We start from the raw sequence: 22,045 nt of genomic DNA, 5'->3' as shown, positions 1-22,045 counted from the left end.
AACCTTGTCGACAGTCGGCTCGGCGAGATTGCCGAGCCAACCACGAACTCGCGGACTATTCGTCCGTTTTGCCGCCGCCCAACAGGCTGTCCAAGGTTTGGACGCTCGCTGGCGGAGTCGCTTGGGATCCGCTGTCGTCGGCGGGCGGAGCTCCATCGGCCAACAATGGGAAGCTCTCTTCCAATTGTTGCGGTGCGGTTCCGGCCAGTTCTTCCATCGCTTCGCGGCGGTAACTGACCTCCGAATCTTGGAAGATGCGGAAACCGGTACCAGCGGGGATCAAGTGACCCAGGATCACGTTTTCCTTCAAACCAACCAAGCGGTCGACCTTGCCGGCCAAAGCCGCTTCGGTCAGAACCTTGGTCGTTTCTTGGAACGACGCCGCCGAGATAAAGCTACTCGATTGGACCGATGCCTTCGTGATACCCAACAACTGAGTACTCGCGGTTGCACCACGCGGCTTCTTGCCTCGGGCCGGCGAACCGCCCAGAGCTTCGATTTCCGCGTTGGTCTGTTCGAACGTTTCCTTCGGAATGATCGACGATTCGGCGAAATCGCTGTCGCCCTTATCGCTGATCTTGACGCACTTGGCCATCGATTGGTTAGCGCGACGGAATTCGAAGCGGTCCATTACCAAGCCAGGCAGGATGCTGGTGTTACCGGACGATTCGATTTTCACCTTACGCAACATCCGTGCGATGATGATCTCGACGTGCTTATCGTTGATCTCCACACGCTGCGAACGATAGACCTGTTGGACTTCGTGCAGCAGGTACTGTTGAACCGCTTCTTCACCCGAGACGCGAAGGATATCGTGCGGAACCAACGGACCGTCGATCAGGGCCTGACCAGCGCGGACGATGTCGCCGGTGTGGACCAAGAATCGCTTACCGTGAGGCACCAAGTGCTCGCGTTCGATACCGCTTTCGCTGCGGACAACGATCGTTCGCTTACCGCGTTTCTTCTCAGCCAGGATTTCGACGGTACCGTCGACCTCGGCGATAACCGCGGGTTCCTTCGGTTTACGAGCTTCGAAGATCTCGGTAATACGAGGCAGACCACCGGTGATGTCCGATACACCGCCCGACTCACGTGGCATTTCCGCCAGAGCCGAACCGGTTTTGATCTGAGTGCCTTCCTTAATCTTGATCACAGCACGTTCGGGCAGATATTGAACGTTCAGCGTCGCGCCGGTGGCGTCTTCGATCACGATCTGCGGGTGAAGTTCACCCTTGTGTTCCATGATCGTCATACGCATGTTACCGCTGGCTTCACGTTCCAGCTTCATCGTTTCGCCCTCGACGATATCGTCGAAGCGAACCTTACCGTCGACCTCGGCGAGAATCGGCACGCTGTGCGGGTTCCATTCGCAAAGGATCGCACCGGCTTTGACCTCTTCGCCATCCTTTACAGGCAGCGTTGCACCGGTTGGTACTTCGTGCTTTTCGATCTCGCGACCGCGATCATCGACAACCGCGATTTCACCGTTACGGGTCAACGCGACCAACTGGCCCTCTTCGTTGATAACCGCACGCAAGCGAGTCAAGCGAACGAATCCACCCTTCTGAGCGCGGATGTCGCTATCTTCCATCGCGACGTCGACCGAACCACCGATGTGGAACGTACGCATCGTCAGCTGTGTACCAGGTTCACCAATCGATTGAGCAGCGATGATACCGACGGCCATGCCTTCTTCGACCAACGATCCGGTCGCCATATCCATGCCGTAACAACGGCGACAGATACCCAACGGTGCATCGCAGGTCATCGGGCTGCGAACTTGGATCTTTTCCAAGCCCATCTCTTCGACCTTGCGAGCGATCTCTGGCGTGATCATTTCGCTTTCACGGACGATTACTTCGTCGGTGATCGGATCGACGATGTTTTGGCGACTGACGCGACCGTTGATGCTGTCGGCCAAGCGTACCTCGACCTTTTCACCACGGTAAATCACGTTTTTGGTGATACCTTGGGTCGTGCCGCAGTCTTCCATCGTGATGACCACGTTTTGGGCGACGTCGGCCAGCTTACGTGTCAGGTAACCCGAGTCAGCTGTCTTCAACGCCGTATCGGCCAGACCCTTACGAGCACCGTGCGTCGAACTGAAGTATTCCAGTACCGTCAGACCTTCACGGAAGTTCGCCTTAATCGGCGTTTCGATGATCTCACCCGACGGCTTCGCCATCAGACCACGCATACCGCCCAGCTGACGAATCTGTTCAATACCACCACGAGCACCGGAGTGGGCCATCAGATATACAGGGTTCACATACCAACCGCCGGGACGGAAATCGTGTTCCATCGCGTGCATCATGTCGGTCGTGATCTTTTCACGAGCACCGGTCCAGGTATCAAGTACCTTCTTGTACCGCTCGTCGCCGGTGATCAAACCGCGATCGTAGTTCTTGCGTTGCTTCATCACCTCTTTTTCAGCTTCGGCGATGAACTTGACCTTTGAATCGGGAGTTACCAGATCATCGGTCGCAAACGACAAACCGCTGCGAGTCGATTCGCGGAAGCCCAACTGCATCATGTCGTCCAACACTTGGATCGTCGCTTTACGACCCAGACGTTGGTAGGTATCGCTAATCGCCGAGGCGAGATCGCCCGAACGCATCGCTTGGTTGTAATAATCCATACCCAGCGGCAGCATCTCATTGAACATGATGCGTCCGTAGGTTGTGTCGATGATCTGACCGCCCTTGGCCGAATCGTCGGGCGTCTTGATCTTGCGGTACTTCGGCAACCGGACGCGAATCTTCGCGTGCAGCGCGATGACGCCTTCGCGATAAGCCATCTCGGCTTCTTCAGCACAGCTGAAGGTCATGCCTTCGCCCTTTTGATCGGGCAGCTCGACCGTGATGAAGTAGCAACCCATGACCATGTCCTGCGACGGACTCATGATCGGCTTACCATTGGACGGCGCGAAAATGTTGTTTGTGCTCAACATCAACGTGTGCGCTTCGACTTGTGCCTCGATCGAAAGCGGCAAGTGGACCGCCATCTGATCGCCGTCGAAGTCGGCGTTGAAGCCTTTGCAAACCAGCGGGTGCAGGTTGATCGCGTTACCTTCGACCAAGGTTGGTTCGAACGCCTGGATACCCATCCGGTGCAACGTAGGAGCCCGGTTCAACATCACCGGGTGGTTGCGGATGACGGTTTCCAGGATATCCCAAACCTCTTCGTCTTTTCGCTCGAGCATCTTCTTCGCCGATTTGATCGTGTCGGCGTGACCCAGCTCTTTCAGCTTGCGAATGATGAACGGTTGGTACAGTTCCAACGCGATCTTCTTGGGAAGTCCGCATTGGTGCAGCTTCAGACGAGGACCGACGACGATTACCGAACGAGCGGAATAATCGACACGTTTACCCAGCAGGTTTTCACGGAAACGCCCCTGTTTACCCTTGATCATGTCGGTCAAGGATTTCAGCGGACGATTGCTGCTGCCCAGTACCGGACGCTTGCAACGGTTGTTGTCGAACAGTGCGTCGACCGATTGTTGCAACATCCGCTTTTCGTTGCGAATGATCACTTCAGGCGCGTTCAGATCGACCAACTTACGCAACCGGTTGTTGCGGTTGATGATCCGGCGATAGAGGTCGTTCAGGTCGCTGGTCGCGAAGTTGCCGCTGTCCAGCAGAACCAGAGGACGCAGGTCGGGCGGGATCACGGGGATCACGTCCAGGACCATCCATTCGGGACGGTTGTCGCTGTCGCGGATCGATTCGACGATCTTCAAGCGGTTGATCAGGTCTTTGGCTTTCTGCTTGCTGCCGGTCTCTTCCAGATCGACGCGCAGTTTTTCCGACAGCGCGACCAGGTCGAGTTTGCCCAACAGCTTGCGGACAGCTTCGGCGCCCATGTCGGCTTCGAAGGCGTTGTCGCCCCACTGAGCCTTGGCGGCGCGGTACTCTTCTTCGGTCAGCATCTGTTGCAGTTCGAGGTCGGTTTGACCTGGATCGACAACGACGTAGTCCTGGAAGTAGATCACCTTTTCCAGGCTGGTCGTCTTCATGCTCAAGAGGTTGCCCAAGCGGCTAGGCATCGCTTTGAAGAACCAGATGTGAACGATCGGCGCAGCCAATTCGATGTGGCCCATCCGCTTACGACGAACGCGGCTGTGCGTGACTTTCACACCGCAGCGATCGCAGATCATTCCCTTGTATTTCATGCCGCGGTATTTACCGCATGCGCACTCCCAGTCCTTTTCAGGGCCAAAGATCCGCTCGCAAAACAGACCATCCTTCTCGGGACGGTAGGTACGGTAGTTGATCGTCTCTGGCTTCTTGACCTCACCAAACGACCAGCCGCGGATGTCTTGCGGGCGGGCCAGGTTGATCTTGACCGAGGCGTAATCATTGATGCGGTCGTAAGTGGTGCTTTCGCCGTTGGACATGGACGATGCTCCTAGTGGTAGCACGCTCGCAGCGGCGTCGGCATGGCGGCCGACGCGACTGACGAGCTGGTGATTGGCTGAGGTGTTATTTGAATCGCTGTGGCTTCCCAGCCGCAGCGATAGATTTGCAGGTAGACCGGCGACGGGGGAATCCCATGTCGCGTTACGAACAAGTGATTAGACCGGACGTTTCTCAAGCTGCATGTTGAGGGCCAAGCCGCGAATCTCGTTGGTCAAAACGTCGAAGCTGGCTGGCGTGCCCGCTTCCAAGGTGTTTTCACCCTTGACCATCGATTCGTAGATCTTGGTTCGACCTTCGACATCGTCGCTCTTAACCGTCAGCAATTCCTGCAGGATGTAAGCGGCGCCATAAGCTTCCAACGCCCAAACTTCCATCTCTCCGAAACGCTGGCCACCGAACCGTGCTTTACCACCCAACGGTTGCTGTGTGATCAACGAATAAGGACCGGTGCTGCGAGCGTGGACCTTGTCGTCGACCAAGTGGTGCAGTTTCAGCATGTAGATGTAACCGACAGTCGTTTCCTGCGACAGCAGATCGCCGGTACGTCCATCGCGAAGCCGAATCTTACCGTGCCGTGGCAATCCCGCTTCTTCCAAGCAGTCGTTGATGTCCTCTTCGCTCGCACCGTCGAAGACGGGCGTGATCGCTTGGAAGCCGAGCTTCGCACCCGCCCAACCGAGGTGGGTTTCCAGAATCTGTCCCACGTTCATACGGCTAGGTACACCCAGCGGATTGAGCATGATCTGGATCGGAGTTCCATCGGGCAGGAACGGCATATCCTCTTGAGGCAAGATCTTGGAGATCACACCCTTGTTACCGTGGCGACCAGCCATCTTATCGCCGACGCTGATCACACGCTTGGTGGCGACGTAGACCTTGACCATCTGCAACACGCCGCTGCGAAGTTCATCGCCACGCTTCATGCTGTTCAGCTTGCGGTCGCGGTCGTCGATCGCGGCTTCCACGTTGGACCATTGCGATTTGTAGATCGTGCGGATTTCGTTTTGCTGTTCCGGGTCTTTGACCTGTTCCAGCAAGCGAATCACGCTGAACGAACTGGCGCGTTCGGCGATGTACTTCGGATCCTGATCGCCCACCAAAGGTGAACCGTCGGTATCCTTGAACTTCGTCTTGATCGCGGCCTGCATCTCTTCGATCATCTGCGTAAAGGTGTGCGAAATCTCCGCATTGCCTTCGCTTTCGACCTGCTTGAGTTCTTGTTCGAAAAGCTTTCGCTCGTCTTCGGACAGACTCATCCGGCGGCTGAACTTCTGGGTATCGATCACGATACCTTCGACGCCCGAGGAGACTTCCAGCGAATCGTTCTTCACGTCTTCACCGGCACGACCGAAGATCGCGTGCAACAGTTTTTCTTCCGGTGTCAGTTCGGTTTTGCTCTTGGGCGAGACTTTACCGACCAGGATGTCGCCCGGTTTGACATACGTTCCGACTTGTACGATCCCGTTTTCGTCCAAGTTGCGCAACGCCTTTTCGGAGACGTTGGGAATGTCGCGAGTGAATTCTTCGCGTCCCAGTTTGGTCTCGCGAATCTCGACATCGAAGTCTTCGATGTGGATCGAAGTGTACGTGTCGGCTTTGACCAAGTTCTCGGAGATGATGATCGCATCTTCGTAATTGAACCCGTCGAACGACATAAAGCCAACCAGCACGTTGCGTCCCAGAGCCAGTTGACCCTTATGGGTCGCAGCACCATCGGCGATGATCTGGTCCTTCTCGACCCGTTCGCCCAGTTTGACGACCGGACGCTGGTTCAGGCAGGTTCGTTCGTTCAGACCTTGGTACTTCTTCAAGACGTAGTGGTCCGAACCGATCTCGATTCGCATCGAATCGACGTAGGTGACCTTGCCCGAGCGGCGGGCGCGAACCAACATCGCACTGTTCTGTGCAACTTCGCGTTCCATCCCGGTGCCGACGATCGGCGGTTCGGCGACCAGCAGCGGCACAGCTTGCCGCTGCATATTCGAACCCATCAACGCGCGGTTCGCATCATCGTGCTCGAGGAACGGAATCAAACCGGCCGAAACACCGACCATCTGGCTCGGTGCAACGTCCATGTAGTGGACCTGCTCGGGTTGGACGATTTCAAAGTCGCTGCGGAAACGCGCGATCAAGTTGGGACCGGGAACCAGTGCCGAGTCTTTGACCTCGGTATCGGCGGGAGCGACAAAGGATTCGTTCTCCTCGTCGGCTCGCAACCAGACAAAATCTTCGGTCAGCTTGCCGTCTTGTACTTTGCGGTACGGCGTCACCAAAAATCCGTAGTCGTCCACACCGGCGTAGATCGCCAACGAGCTGATCAGACCAATGTTTGTACCTTCAGGAGTCTCGATCGGGCAGATCCGGCCGTAGTGAGAAATGTGAACATCGCGGACTTCAAAGCCCGCACGTTTACGATTCAAACCACCGGGGCCCAGAGCGGACAGACGACGTTCGTGCGTCAATTGGCTCAACGGGTTCGTTTGATCGACCACCTGCGAAAGTTCACCGCGACCGAAGAAGTAATCGATCGCCGCGCTGACGCTCTTTGGGTTGACCAACGAGCGAGGCGTCATGTCTTCGGCGTCCTTCAAGCTCATTCGCTCTTGAACCGTACGACGCAGCTTCAGGAAGCCCTTGCGGAGTTCTTCCGACGCCAATTCGTCGATCGTTCGCAGACGTCGGTTGCCCAAGTGATCGATATCGTCGATCTCGGCTCCGCTGTCTGGATCGAACAACGCGATCAGGTACGAGATCGATGCGATCACGTCGTCCGAACGGAGAGTCATCTCGTCTTCGGAAACGTTCAGATTCAATTTCCGGTTGATGCGGAAACGTCCGACGCGCCCCAAACGGTAGCGGTTGGAGTCGTAGAATTTCTCGGCGAACAGCGTGCGCGCTTTCTCCAGTTGCGGCGGATTGCCCGGACGCAGACGCTGGTAGATTCGCAGCAATGCTTCTTCGTGGCTGCTGGTGTTGTCTTCGCTGAGCGAGTTGACGATCAATGGGACCTTGGGCGCGTCCATCAATTCGACCGACTTACAGCCGCTGGCGCTGATCATCTCCGCAGCTTCTTTGCTGATCTTATGACCGGCTTCGACGATGATCTCGCCGGCTCGGGCATTGCCGCTTGGGTAGATGATATCATCGACGGCGATCTTGTCGACAAGTTTGGCGGCCGATCGACCGTCGGCGGTCTTGAGTGTTTCGGTTTTGTAGAACGCTCGCAAAAGGTCCGAATCCGACGAGAGTTCGGGCGACATCGCGCGGAGCAGCGTCAGGGCGCTGAACTTACCGCTTTGATCGATCCGGACGCTCAGCGTCTCTTTCTTCGTGATGTTGACTTCGACCCAACTTCCGCGTTCGGGGATCACGCGGCAGCTTGGCAGCTTGCGGTCGCTGGTCCCTTCGGCTTCCATCACAAAGTCGATACCGGGCGAGCGGTGCATCTGGCTGACGACGACACGCTCGGCACCATTGATGATGAATTCACCACCACCCATCATGATCGGCAGATCGCCCAGGAACACCTCTTCTTCGATCGGTTCGTCGCGGTTCAAACGCAACCAAACACGCAATGGGCGACCGTAAGAGAGTCGCAATTGACGGCATTCCGCGGAGGTGTAGCGAGGCTTGCCAAGCTCGTATCGCAGGTATTCCAACGAGATGTTTCCGTCGTAGCTTTCGACGGGAAAAACTTCCTTAAGAACCGACTCAAGGCCTTGTACCTTGCGTTTATCGGAATCCGCGTCGGCTTGTAAGAACGCCGCATAACTGGCGGTTTGCAAGGCTGTTAGATCGGGAGTCGCGAAAGCTTCGCGTCCGGATCCAAAGTAACGGACATTCTCAGGTTCCAATCGGCGCTCGGTGGTGGTAGCCATACGCGAGATCGCTCCTTCAAGCAAATATCGAAAGGGATTGAACGGATTGCACTGGGGTCGCTATCTCGGCGCGCAACGCCTTCGCGGCGGAGGAGGCGCGAGTCTGGAACGCTGGCACATGGAAATGCACGGCAGAGGGCGCAGCGGGTGTTGGGGGAGATAACGGCAGCGAAACGGGAATTCCACAATGTCAAGTTTTAGCAAAATCCCAGCTGTCGTGTAACCCCATACGAAGATTTGGCGCAGCGATTGCTATGCCATTTCGTATTTCGGCGGAATTACCGTGAAATTCAGCATTTCTGTCCGGCCGAGCGCCTGGTGGGAAGTTCGATCTTGCCGGCCCAAGTAGGGATTGTGGAAGTCCCGTTCGCTGCTTGGGAGGGCGGGTGGCTCGCTGCCGGCAGGCCCGTTTCGGTGCGCTTTTAAAGTGCGATCGTGACCGTCTTGTTTTCGAGATAAGCTCGCAAGCCCTCCTCCCCTAGTTCGCGACCGTGGCCGCTCATCTTGAATCCTCCGAACGGAGCCGCTGCGTCGAAGACGTCGTAACAGTTGACCCAGATCGTTCCCGCGCGGACACGTGCTGCGTAATCGTGCGCCTTTTTGATATCGCTGGTCCAGACCGCTGCCGCAAGCCCAAAATAGGTGTTGTTGGCACGCTGGATCATCTCCTCGCGATCCTTGAACTTCAACACGCTCAAGACCGGACCGAAGATCTCGTGTTGCGCGATCGTCATGTCGTCTGTCACGCCGTCAAAGACTGTCGGTTCGATGAAGTAGCCTTTGTCGCCGACCCGTTTGCCGCCGGAGATGCATCGCGCCCCCTCTTCCTGTCCCTTGTCGATGAAGCCCATGATCTTGTCGAATTGAGCCCGGTCGACTTGGGGGCCCTGTTCGGTCTGCGGATCCAGTGGATTGCCGACGCGGCGATTGGAGGTCAGTGCGGTCAGCTTCTCCAGGAACTCGTCGTGCGCCCGTTCTTCGACGAACAGCCGACTGCCGGCGCAACAGCATTGTCCTTGGTTCAGGTACAGCCCGACATAAGCTCCGCGTACTGCGGCGTCCATGTCCGCATCGGCAAAGACGACATTGGGGCTCTTGCCACCGAGTTCGAAGGTCAGCCGCTTCAGCGATTCGGCCGCCTCTCGCATGATGATCTGCGCTGTGCGGTGCTCGCCGGTGAACGCGACCTTGTCGATATTGGGGTTCTTGGTGACGGCGGAACCGGCGGTAGGGCCAAATCCCGGGACCACATTGATCACGCCCTTGGGGAAGCCCGCTTCGGCAGCCAGTTGTGCCATTCGCAGGCAGGTTAGCGGCGTCTGTTCGGCGGGCTTCATCACGATCGTGCAGCCGGCGGCCAGTGCGGGGCCCCATTTCCATGCGGTCATCAGCATCGGAAAGTTCCAGGGGATGATCTGCCCCGCAACGCCAACCGGTTCGCGGCGCGTGTAACACAGATAGTTACCCCGGATCGGAATCGTTTGGCCGTGGATTTTATCGGCGAACCCGGCGTAGTATCGCAGGCAATCGATCACCAGCGGCAAATCGGCGTGCCGCGATTCGGAGATCGGTTTTCCGTTGTCCAGTGACTCGAGCGCCGCCAGCGAATCGATCTCCTCTTCGATCAGGTCGGCCAGACGCATCATCAGCTTGCCGCGATCGCGCGCGTCCATCTTGGGCCAGTCGCCCCCCTCGAACGCGCGTCGCGCCGCCAGAGCCGCTTTGTCGATGTCCGCCGCGTCCCCTTCGGCTACTTGAGCGATCACTTCTTCGGTTGCCGGGTTCACCGTCGCGAAGGTCTTTCCGCTCTCGGCCGGCACCCACTGGCCATCGATAAAACACTTGGTGTGCTTTACTTTCGCGGCAACTGACGATTCGGTGAGAACGGACATTGGAGGGTCTCCCTCGTAATGGAACGGTTTGGCGTGTGCGGAACGTTTCGCTGGAAATCATCATACCCCATCAGTCGCCAGTGGCAACGGACATTTAGCCGCCGCAGTCGCCCTGCAGTGGGGGCTGTGGTGCGATTCGCCCCTCCGGTGCGATCTTTCGTTGCACGCCTGGCTCCTGTTTTCCGCTCGCAAAAGTTCAGTTCATCGGCAGCGGTAATCGCGAGTCGGGCGTCGCCTGGAATGCCACGGAATTGGCCGCATTTTCAGCTGCGTGCAGCGACACTTTGCGTCGCAGGGCATAACCGATAGGGCCGCGATTGCAGTACAATGCGGGTTGAGCAAGGCATTGGAGCTTTGGGATGCTAGGAACCGCAGAAGTGAGGTAGGGTCATGAAAATATTGTTTGCGACCGACGGGTCGTGTTACGCCGCCGGTGCCGCTCGATTTGTGTGTCACTTGCAGGCGAAAGACCCGATCGAATTGACCGTCCTGACTGTCAGCTACACTCCCGAAAATACATCGAGCCCGTCGGTTCAGCCGTGGTTGCCCGAGTGGCGTCGTCGCGAACATGAGCGAATCGACCAGCATCACGCCGAGTTGCGGGAGACGCTGAGATCGATCAAGGGGAAGGTGACGATGGAACTTGCCGAGGGGAGTGCGGCGCGATGCATCTTGGAGCGGGCTCGCGAGCTCGATGCCGACTTGATCGTGATGGGCGCGCGAGGGCACTCGACGCTGGAGCGGTTGCTGTTGGGCAGTCTGTCGGATTCGGTGGCCACACACGCCGAGTGTTCGGTGTTGATCGTGCGGCCGCCGGAATTGCACGCTCCGGTCGCAAAAGACGCTCCCTGTCCGGAGCCCGCCGCCGACGAGGATCTCATTCGCAAGATCGAACTGGCCTACGACGGTTCTTCCAGTTCGAAAGAGGCTGTCAATGAATTGATGCGTTTCCAGTGGCCGGCAACGACCGAGGTGAGCGTCTTGAGCGTGATTCCAACGTTCGACTTCTATGGGCAAGAGTACGGTTTGATGGTCGAGCAGCATGGCAAGTCCGAGCATCAGCGGGTGCAGGCGTTGTGTGAGCAGGTGATCAGTTCGCTTTCGCGGAGCATCCAAAGTGTCGATTCGCAAACCGTCATGGGGGATCATATCGGCGACGCAATCGTGCGATCTGCTGACGAAAACCAAAGCCAGTTGATCGTCCTGGGCGACAACGGGCATGGTCTGATCGGCGAACTGCTGTTGGGCAGCACGACTAAATACGTGCTGCGTCACGCTCATTGCAGCGTTTGGATCTCGCGACACCACCGCACCCAAGCGGAGAAGGTCGCCGAGGTGGCAGTGCAGCCTGCGTAGTGGTCCGGGCCTAACGCTCAAATGGGAACATCGGCTGGCGCCGATGATGGTAGGTCATTTGCAGCATGTCGGCGCAGGTGGAACCTTGTGTGTTGACGTGGATGAACCGGTCAGCGACCGGTTGGTAGGCGGCCATCGGAGCGATCACGCCTTTGGCCACGATTGCGCGGTACTCTTTCGGCTCGATTCCGAACGTCGTCAATTGGCTCAGGCTGAACGGGGGCACGCGTTGCGAGGTGAGCATCAGCGTCAGGTCCGAATCGAGCGTCCGGACGATCGCCGTGGCACCTTGGTCGAATTCGGAAAACCCGCCGTGTCGAGCTTCGGATTCGCGGAACTTTCCATCCCCTGTGCTCAGCAGTTCGACGGCGACTTGCAGCGGTTCGCCATGCAACGAATCGGTTTTTCCGCCGATCGAAACCTCGTTGCCGTTTTGGAAGTCGGCCGCAGTGACTTGAGCAACCGCTTCGGGGTCGAAGATGACAGCCAGCGACGGGCCGATCTTCTGGCGGTGCAGTTCATGCGCCAGGATAGTGCTGTCGGCGGGGGAGCCTCCGCCGGCGTTGTCTCCCATGTCCAGCATGCAGGTCAGTCCCGGCTGCTGTCCCGCTTGTTGGACCGCTTCGGCGGGGGAGGTGAACTCTGGCTCGAAGCAATCGGGGTTCTCGGTCAGGATCGTCGTCAGCTGGTCCAACAATTCCTGACGCCGCGCCGCGGGAACATCTTCGTAAGAGACGAGGATCGCCGAGCAGCCCATCTCGGCAACGTCGGAGTAGGGGAAACCGAGGACCAAGCTCAGGCTGGCGACTTCGGGTAGTTCGCGCAGCGCGTCGGCGGCTTCCCACCGCGGACGCAGCGGCATCGCCGAGGTGTTCTGGTTTTGGATGTTGATCGCCACCGGTGGGAAGGCGGCCAATTGATGCAGTCGTCGACCGCTGGTCAGAGTTTTGACCATCAGTTCAGCCGCTTCGACGCCGCGTTGGCGTTGATCCAAGTGGGGATTGGTGCGGTAGGAGACCAACGCGTCGGTCGCATCGGCCATCGCCGGGGAGACGTTTGCGTGGGCATCGATCGTCGCGATCAGCGGTCGCTCGTGCCCCAGCAGTTCGCGCAATCGGGACAACATGTAACCGTCGGCGTCTGGCTTCCCTTCGGCCACGGTTGCGCCATGCGGTGCGGCGAGGATCCCGTCGAGCGGGCCAGCGGCCTCGCACTGCTGCACCATCGTTTCGATTAACTGGTCAAATGTACTGGCTTCAATGGGGCCGTAGGGGATCGCGCGGGCGGCGAAGATCGGCACGATCTCGACATTATCCGCTGCGCCGAGGCCGGCGAAGAACCCACCCACTTCGTGAGGCGCGTCGGCGAATCGCTCGCGAATCGCTTCGCCACTTAAGAGCGTATCCTGCTGGAAATGCGCAAGAGTCGTATTTTGCGATATGAATGTATTCGATTCATGAAGGAGGGCAACAATTCCGATTCGGTAATTCATGTTGGCTTTGCCGATGGTTGAAAGAATTCGCATTTGTGGGGTAGATCAGGTAGACTTTAAAATCTCCGTGATTCCCACCAACCGCATCTGCACTTGGCCCCACTTGCATTTGCATCTAGTACATTTAAACAAGGATTGAAATATGTCGAAACTCTCCCGACGTCAATTTGTTCACACCTCCGCCGCCGCGGGCGCTGGGTTGGCTGTTTCTGGACGAATGGCGCACGCCGTGCAATCGAACGAAAAAATCGGCGTTGCCCTGATCGGTGCCGGTGGACGTGGTGGATCTCACCTCAGCGCATGGCTTGGCGACAAGCGAACCGATCTGCTGACGATCGTCGACGTCGACGAGAAAGCTGCAGCATCTCGCGCCGACGCTGCAGAGAAGTCTCAAGGCTTCCGCCCCAAGATCGTTACCGACATGCGGGAAGTCTTCGACGACAAATCGATCGACGTGATCAGCACCGCAACGCCTAACCACTGGCATGCCTTGTGCGGCATCTGGGCGATGCAAGCGGGCAAAGACGCGTATATCGAAAAGCCCGTCTCGCACAACATCCACGAAGGAACCGCGCTGATCGCAGCGGCTCGCAAGTACGATCGCATCTGCCAAGTCGGAACGCAGTGCCGTTCGGCAACCGCTCAACAAGAGATGGTCGATTTCATCCAAGCCGGCGGAATCGGCGAAGTCAACTTCGCTCGCGGTTTGTGCTACAAGCGACGTAAATCGATCGGCGCGTTGGGCGATTACGCCGTTCCCGGCAACGTCGACTTCAACCTCTGGAGCGGTCCAGCCGCCTACACCGATCCGAAGGTCACGCGTCCGCGTTTCCATTACGATTGGCACTGGCAACGTCTGTACGGTAACGGCGATTCGGGCAACCAGGGGCCTCACCAAACCGATGTCGCGCGATGGGGCTTGGGAATCGATACCCATCCGATCAGCGTGATCTCGTACGGCGGACGATTGGGTTATCAAGCCGAACGCAAAGACGACAACTACGTCGATGCGGGCGACACGCCGAACACGCAGGTTTCGATCTACGATTACGGCGACAAGTGCATGGTCTTCGAGACCCGCGGTCTGGGCGTCGACAATTCCGATGATGCCGAATTGAACAAGCTGTTCAAGAGCACCAAGGGGAACAAGATCGGCGTCGTCTTCTACGGCAGCAACGGTTATTGCGTGCAAGTCAGCTACGGCCATTCGATCGCCTACGATGCTGACATGAACGTGATCAAAGAGTTCAAGGGAGCGAAGGATCACTTTGCCAACTTCTTGGACGCTGTCGAAAGCCGCAACTACAAGGATCTGACCGCCGACGTTCGCGAAGGCCACTTGTCGGCGTCGCTGAGCCACTTGGGCAACATCTCGCTGGCGATCGGCGAACAAAAGAAGATGTCGGTCAAAGAAGCGACCGAACATCTGAGCAAGATCAAGAGCTTGGACGACAACGATGCGACGCTGCAACGAACGATCAAGCACTTGGAGAAAAACGGCGTCGATCTGGAGAAGTACCCGATCGCGATGGGCCCGTTGTTGAAGTTCGATCCCGAGAAGGAAATCTTCCCCGAGAACGAAGTCGCCACGGCGATGTGTACTCGCGAGTATCGGGCTCCCTTCGTTTGCCCAACCGCCGACAAGGTTTAATCCTTGCCGCTGGCCAGGCTCATTCGCCTGGCGATCTCAACGTGTGTCGGGCTCACGGGCCCGACACGACTGCATCGAGACATGCCGGGCATTCCCGCTCGGCTGCTCGGCTATCCGCCTCTGGCGGACTGCAATCGCTGTCGTGTTTTCCGGCCTTCGCCCCGCAAAACGCTTGTTTTTTAAGGCAAAAGCGTTACGGGTTTCCAATCTCGGCTCGGTGCGACAGAATAAGGCGGTATTGCAGCGGGTTCGTGTCGCAACAACCTGTGTGTCTCCTCGCAGACGCGTTCTGCATTGCACGAACCGATTATGGGGCGAATTGAATCACCCCGCTCCATCTTTCATTCGCAACGGATACCGCCACTCGTGGAACGACGCGTTCTCGCTTATCTATTCGTCTCCGCCTTTTTCATGTTCGTCATGTTGACGATGCGGCCTAAGCAACCGCCAGTTGAGGATCCCAATGCGCCCGATGCGGTCGCGCAACAGGATGCCGAAGCTGACGAGTCGGCCGACGTGGACAATGTGGTGGAGGATGCCGATCCGGCGGCCGATGGCGACGCGAAAACCGCCGACGACGCGGCGCCAGCCGATCGGCCTCGCGAGGCGAAATGGTTCACGATCGGATCGCTGGCTGTCGATCCCGAAGATCCCACGCTGGGCGATAAGGCCCTGATCACGCTGAGCAATCGCGGGGCGGGGATCGAGCGGATCGAATTGATCGAACGCAATCCCAATGGCCACTTTCGCTATCGCCGCGTCGATACGCGCAGCGGTTACCTGGGCTATCTCGCTCCGTCGGCTCCCAGCGAAATCGACGGCTGCAAAATCAACGTGGTCGGCCCGGGAACGCCCGCCGATCTGGCTGGGCTGAAAGTCGGCGACATCATCGTCGCCAATGGCACCGGCGTGATCGTCTCTCCAAGCGATTTTCAACGTTGGCTCGAAGAGACCACTCCAGGGCAAACGATCACGCTGGAAGTGCTGCGTGGAACAGGAGAGAATCGCGAGACGGTAACTGTCGAAGCGAAGCTGACGCAGCATCCGTTGGACTTGATCCGGTTGGCCAAGTCGGGCGGTCCGGACCAGGTGCCGGGGAACATCTCTCGCCTGTCCTGCTTGTTGACTTTGGCGAAACTGAACACCACCAATCTTCGCGTCGGGCAGAAAGAGCTGACTAAGTTGCCTAGTCTCTTCGACGGGCTTTGGAACGTCACGCCGATCGAAGATTCCGAAAACCCAGGTTTTGAGTTCCGGTTCCCGATCTCCGCCAGCGAAGCCGAACAGGTCGCCAAGGGATCGGGCGGCTTGGAAATCGTCCGCCGCTACACCGTGCCGGCCGCCGGTTCGGGATACGACATCGACCTGCAGACCGAAATCATCAACAAATCCGATGTCGAGCAAGAGATCGCCTACCGCTTGGAAGGCCCCAACGGCTTAACTCTTGAAGGTTGGTGGTACAGCGCCAAGATCAGTCCTAACTGGACCGGCGGTGCGGGTGCTCGCGACGTCGTCTACAACACCGCCTCCGAATTTCATCGCTTGATGGGGCTGCCGAAGATCGTCAAACAGGTTCGGCAGCGGACCGAGGATGGCGTCGACAAAGACGAGGATGTCAACGAGACGTTGTTTGCTTCGTCGGGCGATCCGAAAACGAATCAATTGCGTTACATCGGCATCGACGGGCAATATTTCACCGCCAGCTACATTCCGCTCGAAGGCGAATCGCAAACCGATGTGTTCAGCCGCGGCAGTTCGATGTTGTTGGCCGATCTGAAGGTGCTCAACCCGCACCAAACGCAAGCTGCCAACGTCAGCTTTTACGTCGACAGCACGCCCCGCAAGATCGCTCCCGGCGAAAGCCTGACCGATACGCTGCGACTGTTTGCTGGTCCCAAGCGTCCCGAAATGCTGGAAGAACGTGGGCTCAGCCGCTTGATCGAATACGGTCTGTTTGGCGCAGTCTCCAAGCTGTTGTCGGGCTTTTTGCACTTCATCTATATGATCTTGGGCAACTATGGCCTGGCGATCATCCTGCTGACGGTCTGCGTTCGCGGTGCGATGTTCCCGCTGTCGCGGAAAGCGGCTCAGAATGCCCAGAAGATGCAAGAACTGGCCCCCGAGTTCAAGAAGATCGCTGAGAAGTACAAGGACGACATGGAGAAGCGGCTCAAGGCCCAACAAGATCTCCAGAAGAAACACGGCTTCAATCCGCTCAGCGGTTGCCTGCCGATGTTTGTCCAGTTGCCGATCTTTATCGGACTGTATCGCAGCCTGTCGTGCGATATCGAACTGCGACAAGCCGCCTTCATTCCGGGGATCCAGTGGTGCTCCAACCTGGCAGCACCGGACATGTTTTATAACTGGTCGCCGTGGATGATCGAATATTTCGCCGGCCGCGGCACCGGATGGTTTGGGCCCTACTTCAACATCCTACCGTTGGTCGTGATGGTTCTGTTCATGGCGCAGCAGAAGATGTTCATGCCGCCGCCAACCGACGAACAGCAAGAGATCACTCAGAAGGTGATGTTCTTCATGACCTTCATCATGGGCATCTTCTTCTTCAAGGTCGCTGCCGGTCTGTGCATCTACTTTATCACCAGTAGCTTGTGGGGCATGGCGGAACGGATTTTGGTTAAGAAGACGATCAAGCCCGCTTCGGGGGGCGGATCCTTGGCGCTCGAAGGTGTGGGCGGCGACGACGGATTGGAGACATCTGGGCCGCTGAAGTCGGCTCCGAAACAGAAGAATCGTCCTCGCAACCCGCCGAAAAAGAAGTAGTCGGCGGCGTTACGTTGCGGTTAAGGGGCGGGATCTTCGCTCTCCCGCAGATGTGGGGGCTGCAAGGGGCAGATGTCCATTGCAGTCGCTAGAAAAAAAGCCCCAGGTTGCCTAAACTGACACGAGGCTCGTTTTGAACTGCGGCTGACCAGGCAAACGTTACACCATCTTGCCCAGCAGTGGGGTTTGCCATTAAGGTCGATAGAAACGATAACCTGCAACAAACACGACAACGGTCCACGAGACCGCCTGCGATAACAACATATTTTCTCTTATATAGGATGCGTCCGGCATGGATAATTCTGAGACCGTGGCCATTCGGCAAGCGATGGAAGAATCGATGAACGACGGCGAATTGCGTAACGAAGTCTTGGCGGATGTCGACGCTGCGGAAACTGCGGAGTGGTTGGGGTCGCTGGATTACGTGCTGCAGAGCAAGGGACCTGAACGAGCTCGGTTCCTGTTGGAAAAGCTGCGCGAACGGGCGGCCCAAGAGGGCGTCGCGTTGGATTCGCAAACGATCACTCCTTACATCAATACGATCCCTGCCAAGGACCAGCCTCCGTTTCCGGGCAACCGCGAACTGGAACGCCGGATCAAATCGATCGTTCGCTGGAACGCGATGGCGATGGTTGTGCGTGCCAACCGCCGCCCCGGTGGTGTCGGTGGTCATATCAGTACATTCGCATCGAGCGCGACGCTGTACGAAATCGCTTTCAACCACTTCTTCCACGGCCGCGGCGAAGATGGCTACGGTGGCGACTCGGTCTACTTCCAAGGCCATGCGTCGCCTGGTATGTACAGTCGCGCGTTCCTGGAAGGCCGACTGACCGAAGAGAATCTCGAGAACTTCCGCCACGAACTCTCCCCCGGCGGCGGTCTGTCCAGCTATCCGCACCCTTGGTTGATGCCAAGCTTCTGGGAATACCCAACCGTCTCGATGGGGCTCGGCCCGATCATGGCGATCTACCAAGCACGGTTCAATGAATATCTCCGCGATCGCGGGATCAAAGACACCTCGGGTCAACGCGTTTGGGCTTTCTTGGGTGACGGTGAATGCGATGAACCCGAGACTCTCGGCGCTATCGGGCTGGCCGGTCGCGAGAAACTGGACAACCTGATCTTCGTCGTCAACTGCAACCTGCAGCGACTCGACGGTCCTGTCCGCGGCAACGGCAAGATCATCCAAGAACTGGAAAGCATCTTCCACGGTGCCGGCTGGAACGTGATCAAGGTCGTCTGGGGCGGCGAGTGGGATGAACTGCTGGCCAAAGATACCTCCGGCATGCTGGCTCAACGAATGAACGAGGTCGTCGACGGTCAGTACCAGAAGTACACCACGATGCCCGGCAGCTACATTCGCGAACACTTCTTCGGCAAGTACCCCGAGACGCGGAAGCTTGTCGAGAACATGAGCGACGAGAAGCTGGAGAAGATCCGTCGCGGCGGGCACGATCCCGAAAAGGTCTACGCTGCGTACGCGCAAGCGACTTCGTCGACGAACGGCAAACCGACTGTCATCCTGGCGAAAACCGTCAAGGGTTACGGACTGGGCGAAGCTGGCGAAGGCCGCAACATCGCGCACAACCAGAAGAAGATGAACGAAGAGGAGCTGCTGGAGTTCCGTACGCGGTTCGGGATTCCGATCAGCGACGCCGAAGTCGGTAGCGCTCCGTTCTACAAGCCGTCGGAAAACAGCGTCGAAATCAAGTACATGAAAGAGCGTCGGGCTGCTCTGGGAGGATCGCTGCCAAGCCGTCCGACCGAACATCCGACGATGGAAGTTCCCACGCTGGAAGACTTCTCCAAGCTGATCAAACGGCTCGGCGATGGCAAAAACTGCAGCACCACGTTTGCCGTCGTGCAGACCTTGATCGCGCTCTGCCGCGACAAGAAGATCGGCAAATACATGGTCCCGATCGTTCCCGATGAATCGCGAACGTTTGGCATGGAAGGGATGTTCAAGCAGTTCGGCATCTACGCCCACGCGGGCCAGTTGTACGAACCGATGGATTCGGAGATCGTCGCTTCGTACAAAGAAGCTCAAGACGGCCAGATCCTTGAAGAAGGGATCACCGAGTGCGGTTCGATGAGCAGCTTTAACGCGGCCGGTACCGCGTACAGCTGTCACGGCGTCAATATGATTCCGTTCTACATCTACTACAGCATGTTCGGTTTCCAACGGGTCGGCGATTCGATCTGGGCCGCGGCCGACATGCGAGCCAAGGGCTTCTTGGTCGGTGGTACCGCGGGCCGAACTTCGCTCAACGGCGAAGGCCTGCAGCACCAGGACGGTCACAGCCTGCTCAACGCGATCGCCTTCCCGACCGTGCGGTCTTATGACCCCGCGTTCGCCTACGAAGTGATCGTGATCATCCAGGAAGGTCTGAAGCGGATGTTCCAGGATGGCGAAGAATGCATCTACTACATCACCGCCGAAAACGATGCCTACGATCACCCTTCGATGCCCGAAGGTTGTGCCGAGGGAATCATCAAGGGGATGTACAAGTTCCGCAGCAACGAAGTCGAAGGCGCAAAGGCTCGCGTCCAGTTGTTCGGCAGCGGTGCCATCCTGAACTGTGCTCTCGACGCTCAAAAACTGTTGGCCGAGAAGTTCAACATCGCCAGCGACGTGTGGAGCGTTACCAGTTACACGCAACTCCGCCGCGACGCCGACGCGTGTCAGCGTTGGAACATGTTGCACCCAACCGAGACGCCGCGGAAGAGCTACGTCGAAGAAGTGCTCGAAGGCGTCGAGGGGCCGTTCATCTCGTCCAGCGACTACGTTAAAGCACTCGGCGAGCAACTGACACCATGGATTCCAGGCGACTACTATGTCCTGGGAACCGACGGCATGGGACGCAGCGAGACGCGTCCAGCGCTTCGTCGACATTTCGAAGTCGATGCCGAATCGATCGCGATCGCCGCGCTCAGCCGACTGTCGAAAGCGGGAGTTGTTAAGCCGCAAGACGTCGCCGACGCGATCAAAGCCCTCGATTACGACGCCGACAAAGTGAACCCTTATTTCGCTTAGTTTTCGCGAGGACCGCCCGCCGCAGATGGCGGGCGGATCCGACCGAAGCATGTCGCGCGTGAACTTCTGACAATCACAAAACAACCACATCCTCATCGAACCTCCGATACACTCTATGGCTACCGAAGTAAAACTTCCTGAACTCGGCGATGGCATCGAATCAGGCGACGTACTGGAGATCTTTGTATCCGTCGGCGACGTCATCACGGCTGGACAAGACGTCGTTGAAATGGAAACCGACAAGGCGACAGTTCCTGTCTCCAGCAACGCGGCCGGAAAGGTCACTAAGATCCTTGTCGCCGAAGGTGATACAGTCGCCGTCGGCGGAGTGATCCTGGAAATCGAAGCCGCCGCGGCTGCGGAAGCACCCGCCGCGAGTGCGCCCGCGGAACCCGCAGCCGAAGCGCCCGCAAAGGCTCCCGAACCCGAGGCGAAAGCGCCTGAAAAGCCTGCTCCTGCAGCGGCTCCCGAGAAACCAGCACCTGCCGCAACAGCACCCGCTGCTGTGGAAACTCCCAAGCCTGCACCGGCGGCTCCCGCTCCTGAAGCCCCCGCCGCACCAGCGCCTGCCAGCAGCGACGCGGTCGTCGCCGCAGGGCCTGCTGTCCGCCGCTTCGCTCGCGAAGTGGGTGTCGATCTGCAGGGCGTTCAAGGTACGGGCGAAGGCGGCCGGATCACGCGTGAAGACGTTTTGGCGATCGTCCGCTCGGCGAACCAATCCCGCGGTGGCGCGGCGACTGGAACCGCGGCCGCACCCAGCAAAACCGCTGCGGCACCTGTCGACGCTTCGGCTGAGCAGGATGAATACGGCCCGATTCGCGTCGAGCGAATGAGCAAGATCCGCAAGACGATCGCGTCGCAGATGCACGAGAGTTGGTCGACGGTTCCTCGCGTGACCAACTTCGACGACGCCGACATCAGCGATCTGGAACACCTGCGCCAATCGAGCAAAGACGACTATGCCGCGCAAGGGTTGAAGCTGACGACGATGCCGTTCTTGATCAAAGCGATCGCGACGGCGCTCAAGCACAATCCGGAAGTCAACGCGGTCATCGATGAAGCCAACGGCCAACTGATCTACAAGGATTACGTCAACATCGGAATCGCTGTCGACACCGAGCGTGGTTTGGTTGTCCCCGTGATGAAAAACGCCGACCGGATGGGAATCCCCGATATCGCCCGCTCGCTTGCCGAGATGGCGGCCAAGGTGCGTAGCGGGCAGTTTGCCGTTAGCGATCTTCGCGGCGGCACCTTCACGATCAGCAACCTCGGTGCGATCGGCGGTCAATACAGCACGCCGATCGTCAACATTCCCGAAGTTGCGATTCTGTTGGTTGGACGCAGCCGCAAATTGCCATGCGTGATGCCCGATGATTCGATCAAGCCGCGGCTGATGATGCCGTTGAGCCTCAGTTACGATCACCGTTTGGTCGATGGTGGCACCGCAGCGCGTTTCCTGAACGACGTGATCGGTTACCTCGAAGCGCCAAGCCGCCTGCTGTTGGCGCTGTAGCCAGCCGGTTTTCCGCGGCGTTGATTCACC

The 22,045-nt window shown here is 58.0% G+C and carries 9 protein-coding genes; 5 read left to right on the top strand and 4 right to left on the bottom strand.

Annotated elements, in window-relative coordinates; genetic code table 11:
* Window positions 1-55: 55 nt before the first annotated feature.
* The 3 genes from rpoC to EC9_RS20015 all read right to left on the bottom strand — a co-directional run bounded on the left by rpoC (window position 56) and on the right by EC9_RS20015 (window position 10,188).
* Window positions 56-4,396 carry a DNA-directed RNA polymerase subunit beta' gene (gene rpoC, locus EC9_RS20025; RefSeq protein WP_145347909.1) on the bottom strand — a complete coding sequence of 1,447 codons (4,341 nt, stop codon included), beginning with the start codon at window positions 4,394-4,396 and terminating at the stop codon, window positions 56-58.
* Window positions 4,397-4,573: 177 nt separating this feature from the next.
* The gene (gene rpoB, locus EC9_RS20020; RefSeq protein WP_145347908.1) at window positions 4,574-8,296 is read right to left on the bottom strand and encodes a DNA-directed RNA polymerase subunit beta; all 3,723 of its coding nucleotides are present in this window, start codon (window positions 8,294-8,296) and stop codon (window positions 4,574-4,576) included.
* A 422-nt stretch (window positions 8,297-8,718) separates the two neighbouring features.
* Window positions 8,719-10,188 (bottom strand): aldehyde dehydrogenase family protein, encoded by a 1,470-nt coding sequence (locus EC9_RS20015; RefSeq protein WP_145347907.1) that lies wholly within the window; start codon window positions 10,186-10,188, stop codon window positions 8,719-8,721.
* Window positions 10,189-10,578: 390 nt separating this feature from the next.
* Between EC9_RS20015 and EC9_RS20010 the strand changes: the two genes are divergently transcribed.
* Window positions 10,579-11,544 (top strand): universal stress protein, encoded by a 966-nt coding sequence (locus EC9_RS20010; RefSeq protein WP_145347906.1) that lies wholly within the window; start codon window positions 10,579-10,581, stop codon window positions 11,542-11,544.
* Window positions 11,545-11,554: 10 nt separating this feature from the next.
* Here the strand turns inward: EC9_RS20010 and EC9_RS20005 are convergent, their stop codons facing one another.
* A complete protein-coding gene (locus EC9_RS20005) occupies window positions 11,555-13,069 on the bottom strand; it encodes a M81 family metallopeptidase (RefSeq protein WP_145347905.1) in 1,515 nt (504 codons plus the stop codon).
* 109 nt (window positions 13,070-13,178) lie between these two features.
* Between EC9_RS20005 and EC9_RS20000 the strand changes: the two genes are divergently transcribed.
* The 4 genes from EC9_RS20000 (at window position 13,179) to EC9_RS19985 (ending at window position 22,015) form a co-directional block, all read left to right on the top strand.
* On the top strand, window positions 13,179-14,687 hold the full coding sequence (locus tag EC9_RS20000) for a Gfo/Idh/MocA family oxidoreductase (RefSeq protein ID WP_145347904.1): 1,509 nt from the start codon (window positions 13,179-13,181) through the stop codon (window positions 14,685-14,687).
* A 366-nt stretch (window positions 14,688-15,053) separates the two neighbouring features.
* Window positions 15,054-17,468 (top strand): YidC/Oxa1 family insertase periplasmic-domain containing protein, encoded by a 2,415-nt coding sequence (locus tag EC9_RS19995; RefSeq protein WP_145347903.1) that lies wholly within the window; start codon window positions 15,054-15,056, stop codon window positions 17,466-17,468.
* A 292-nt stretch (window positions 17,469-17,760) separates the two neighbouring features.
* Entirely contained in the window at window positions 17,761-20,502 is a 2,742-nt protein-coding gene (aceE, locus tag EC9_RS19990) for a pyruvate dehydrogenase (acetyl-transferring), homodimeric type (protein ID WP_145347902.1), read from the top strand.
* A gap of 115 nt (window positions 20,503-20,617) precedes the next feature.
* Entirely contained in the window at window positions 20,618-22,015 is a 1,398-nt protein-coding gene (locus EC9_RS19985; RefSeq protein ID WP_145347901.1) for a 2-oxo acid dehydrogenase subunit E2, read from the top strand.
* Window positions 22,016-22,045 lie beyond the last annotated feature (30 nt).

It is taken from the genome of Rosistilla ulvae (assembly GCF_007741475.1).
Lineage (GTDB): Bacteria > Planctomycetota > Planctomycetia > Pirellulales > Pirellulaceae > Rosistilla > Rosistilla ulvae.
The sequence above is the reverse complement of the archived record's forward strand: the minus strand, read 5'-3'. Positions and strand labels throughout refer to the sequence as shown.

Coding starts and splice junctions, on each gene's coding strand:
- EC9_RS20000 (WP_145347904.1), top strand. CDS start 13,179: ATGTCGAAACTCTCCCGACGTCAATTTGTTCACACCTCCGCCGCCGCG.
- aceE (WP_145347902.1), top strand. CDS start 17,761: ATGGATAATTCTGAGACCGTGGCCATTCGGCAAGCGATGGAAGAATCG.
- EC9_RS19985 (WP_145347901.1), top strand. CDS start 20,618: ATGGCTACCGAAGTAAAACTTCCTGAACTCGGCGATGGCATCGAATCA.
- rpoB (WP_145347908.1), bottom strand. CDS start 8,296: ATGGCTACCACCACCGAGCGCCGATTGGAACCTGAGAATGTCCGTTAC.
- EC9_RS20010 (WP_145347906.1), top strand. CDS start 10,579: ATGAAAATATTGTTTGCGACCGACGGGTCGTGTTACGCCGCCGGTGCC.
- EC9_RS20015 (WP_145347907.1), bottom strand. CDS start 10,188: ATGTCCGTTCTCACCGAATCGTCAGTTGCCGCGAAAGTAAAGCACACC.
- rpoC (WP_145347909.1), bottom strand. CDS start 4,396: ATGTCCAACGGCGAAAGCACCACTTACGACCGCATCAATGATTACGCC.
- EC9_RS20005 (WP_145347905.1), bottom strand. CDS start 13,069: ATGCGAATTCTTTCAACCATCGGCAAAGCCAACATGAATTACCGAATC.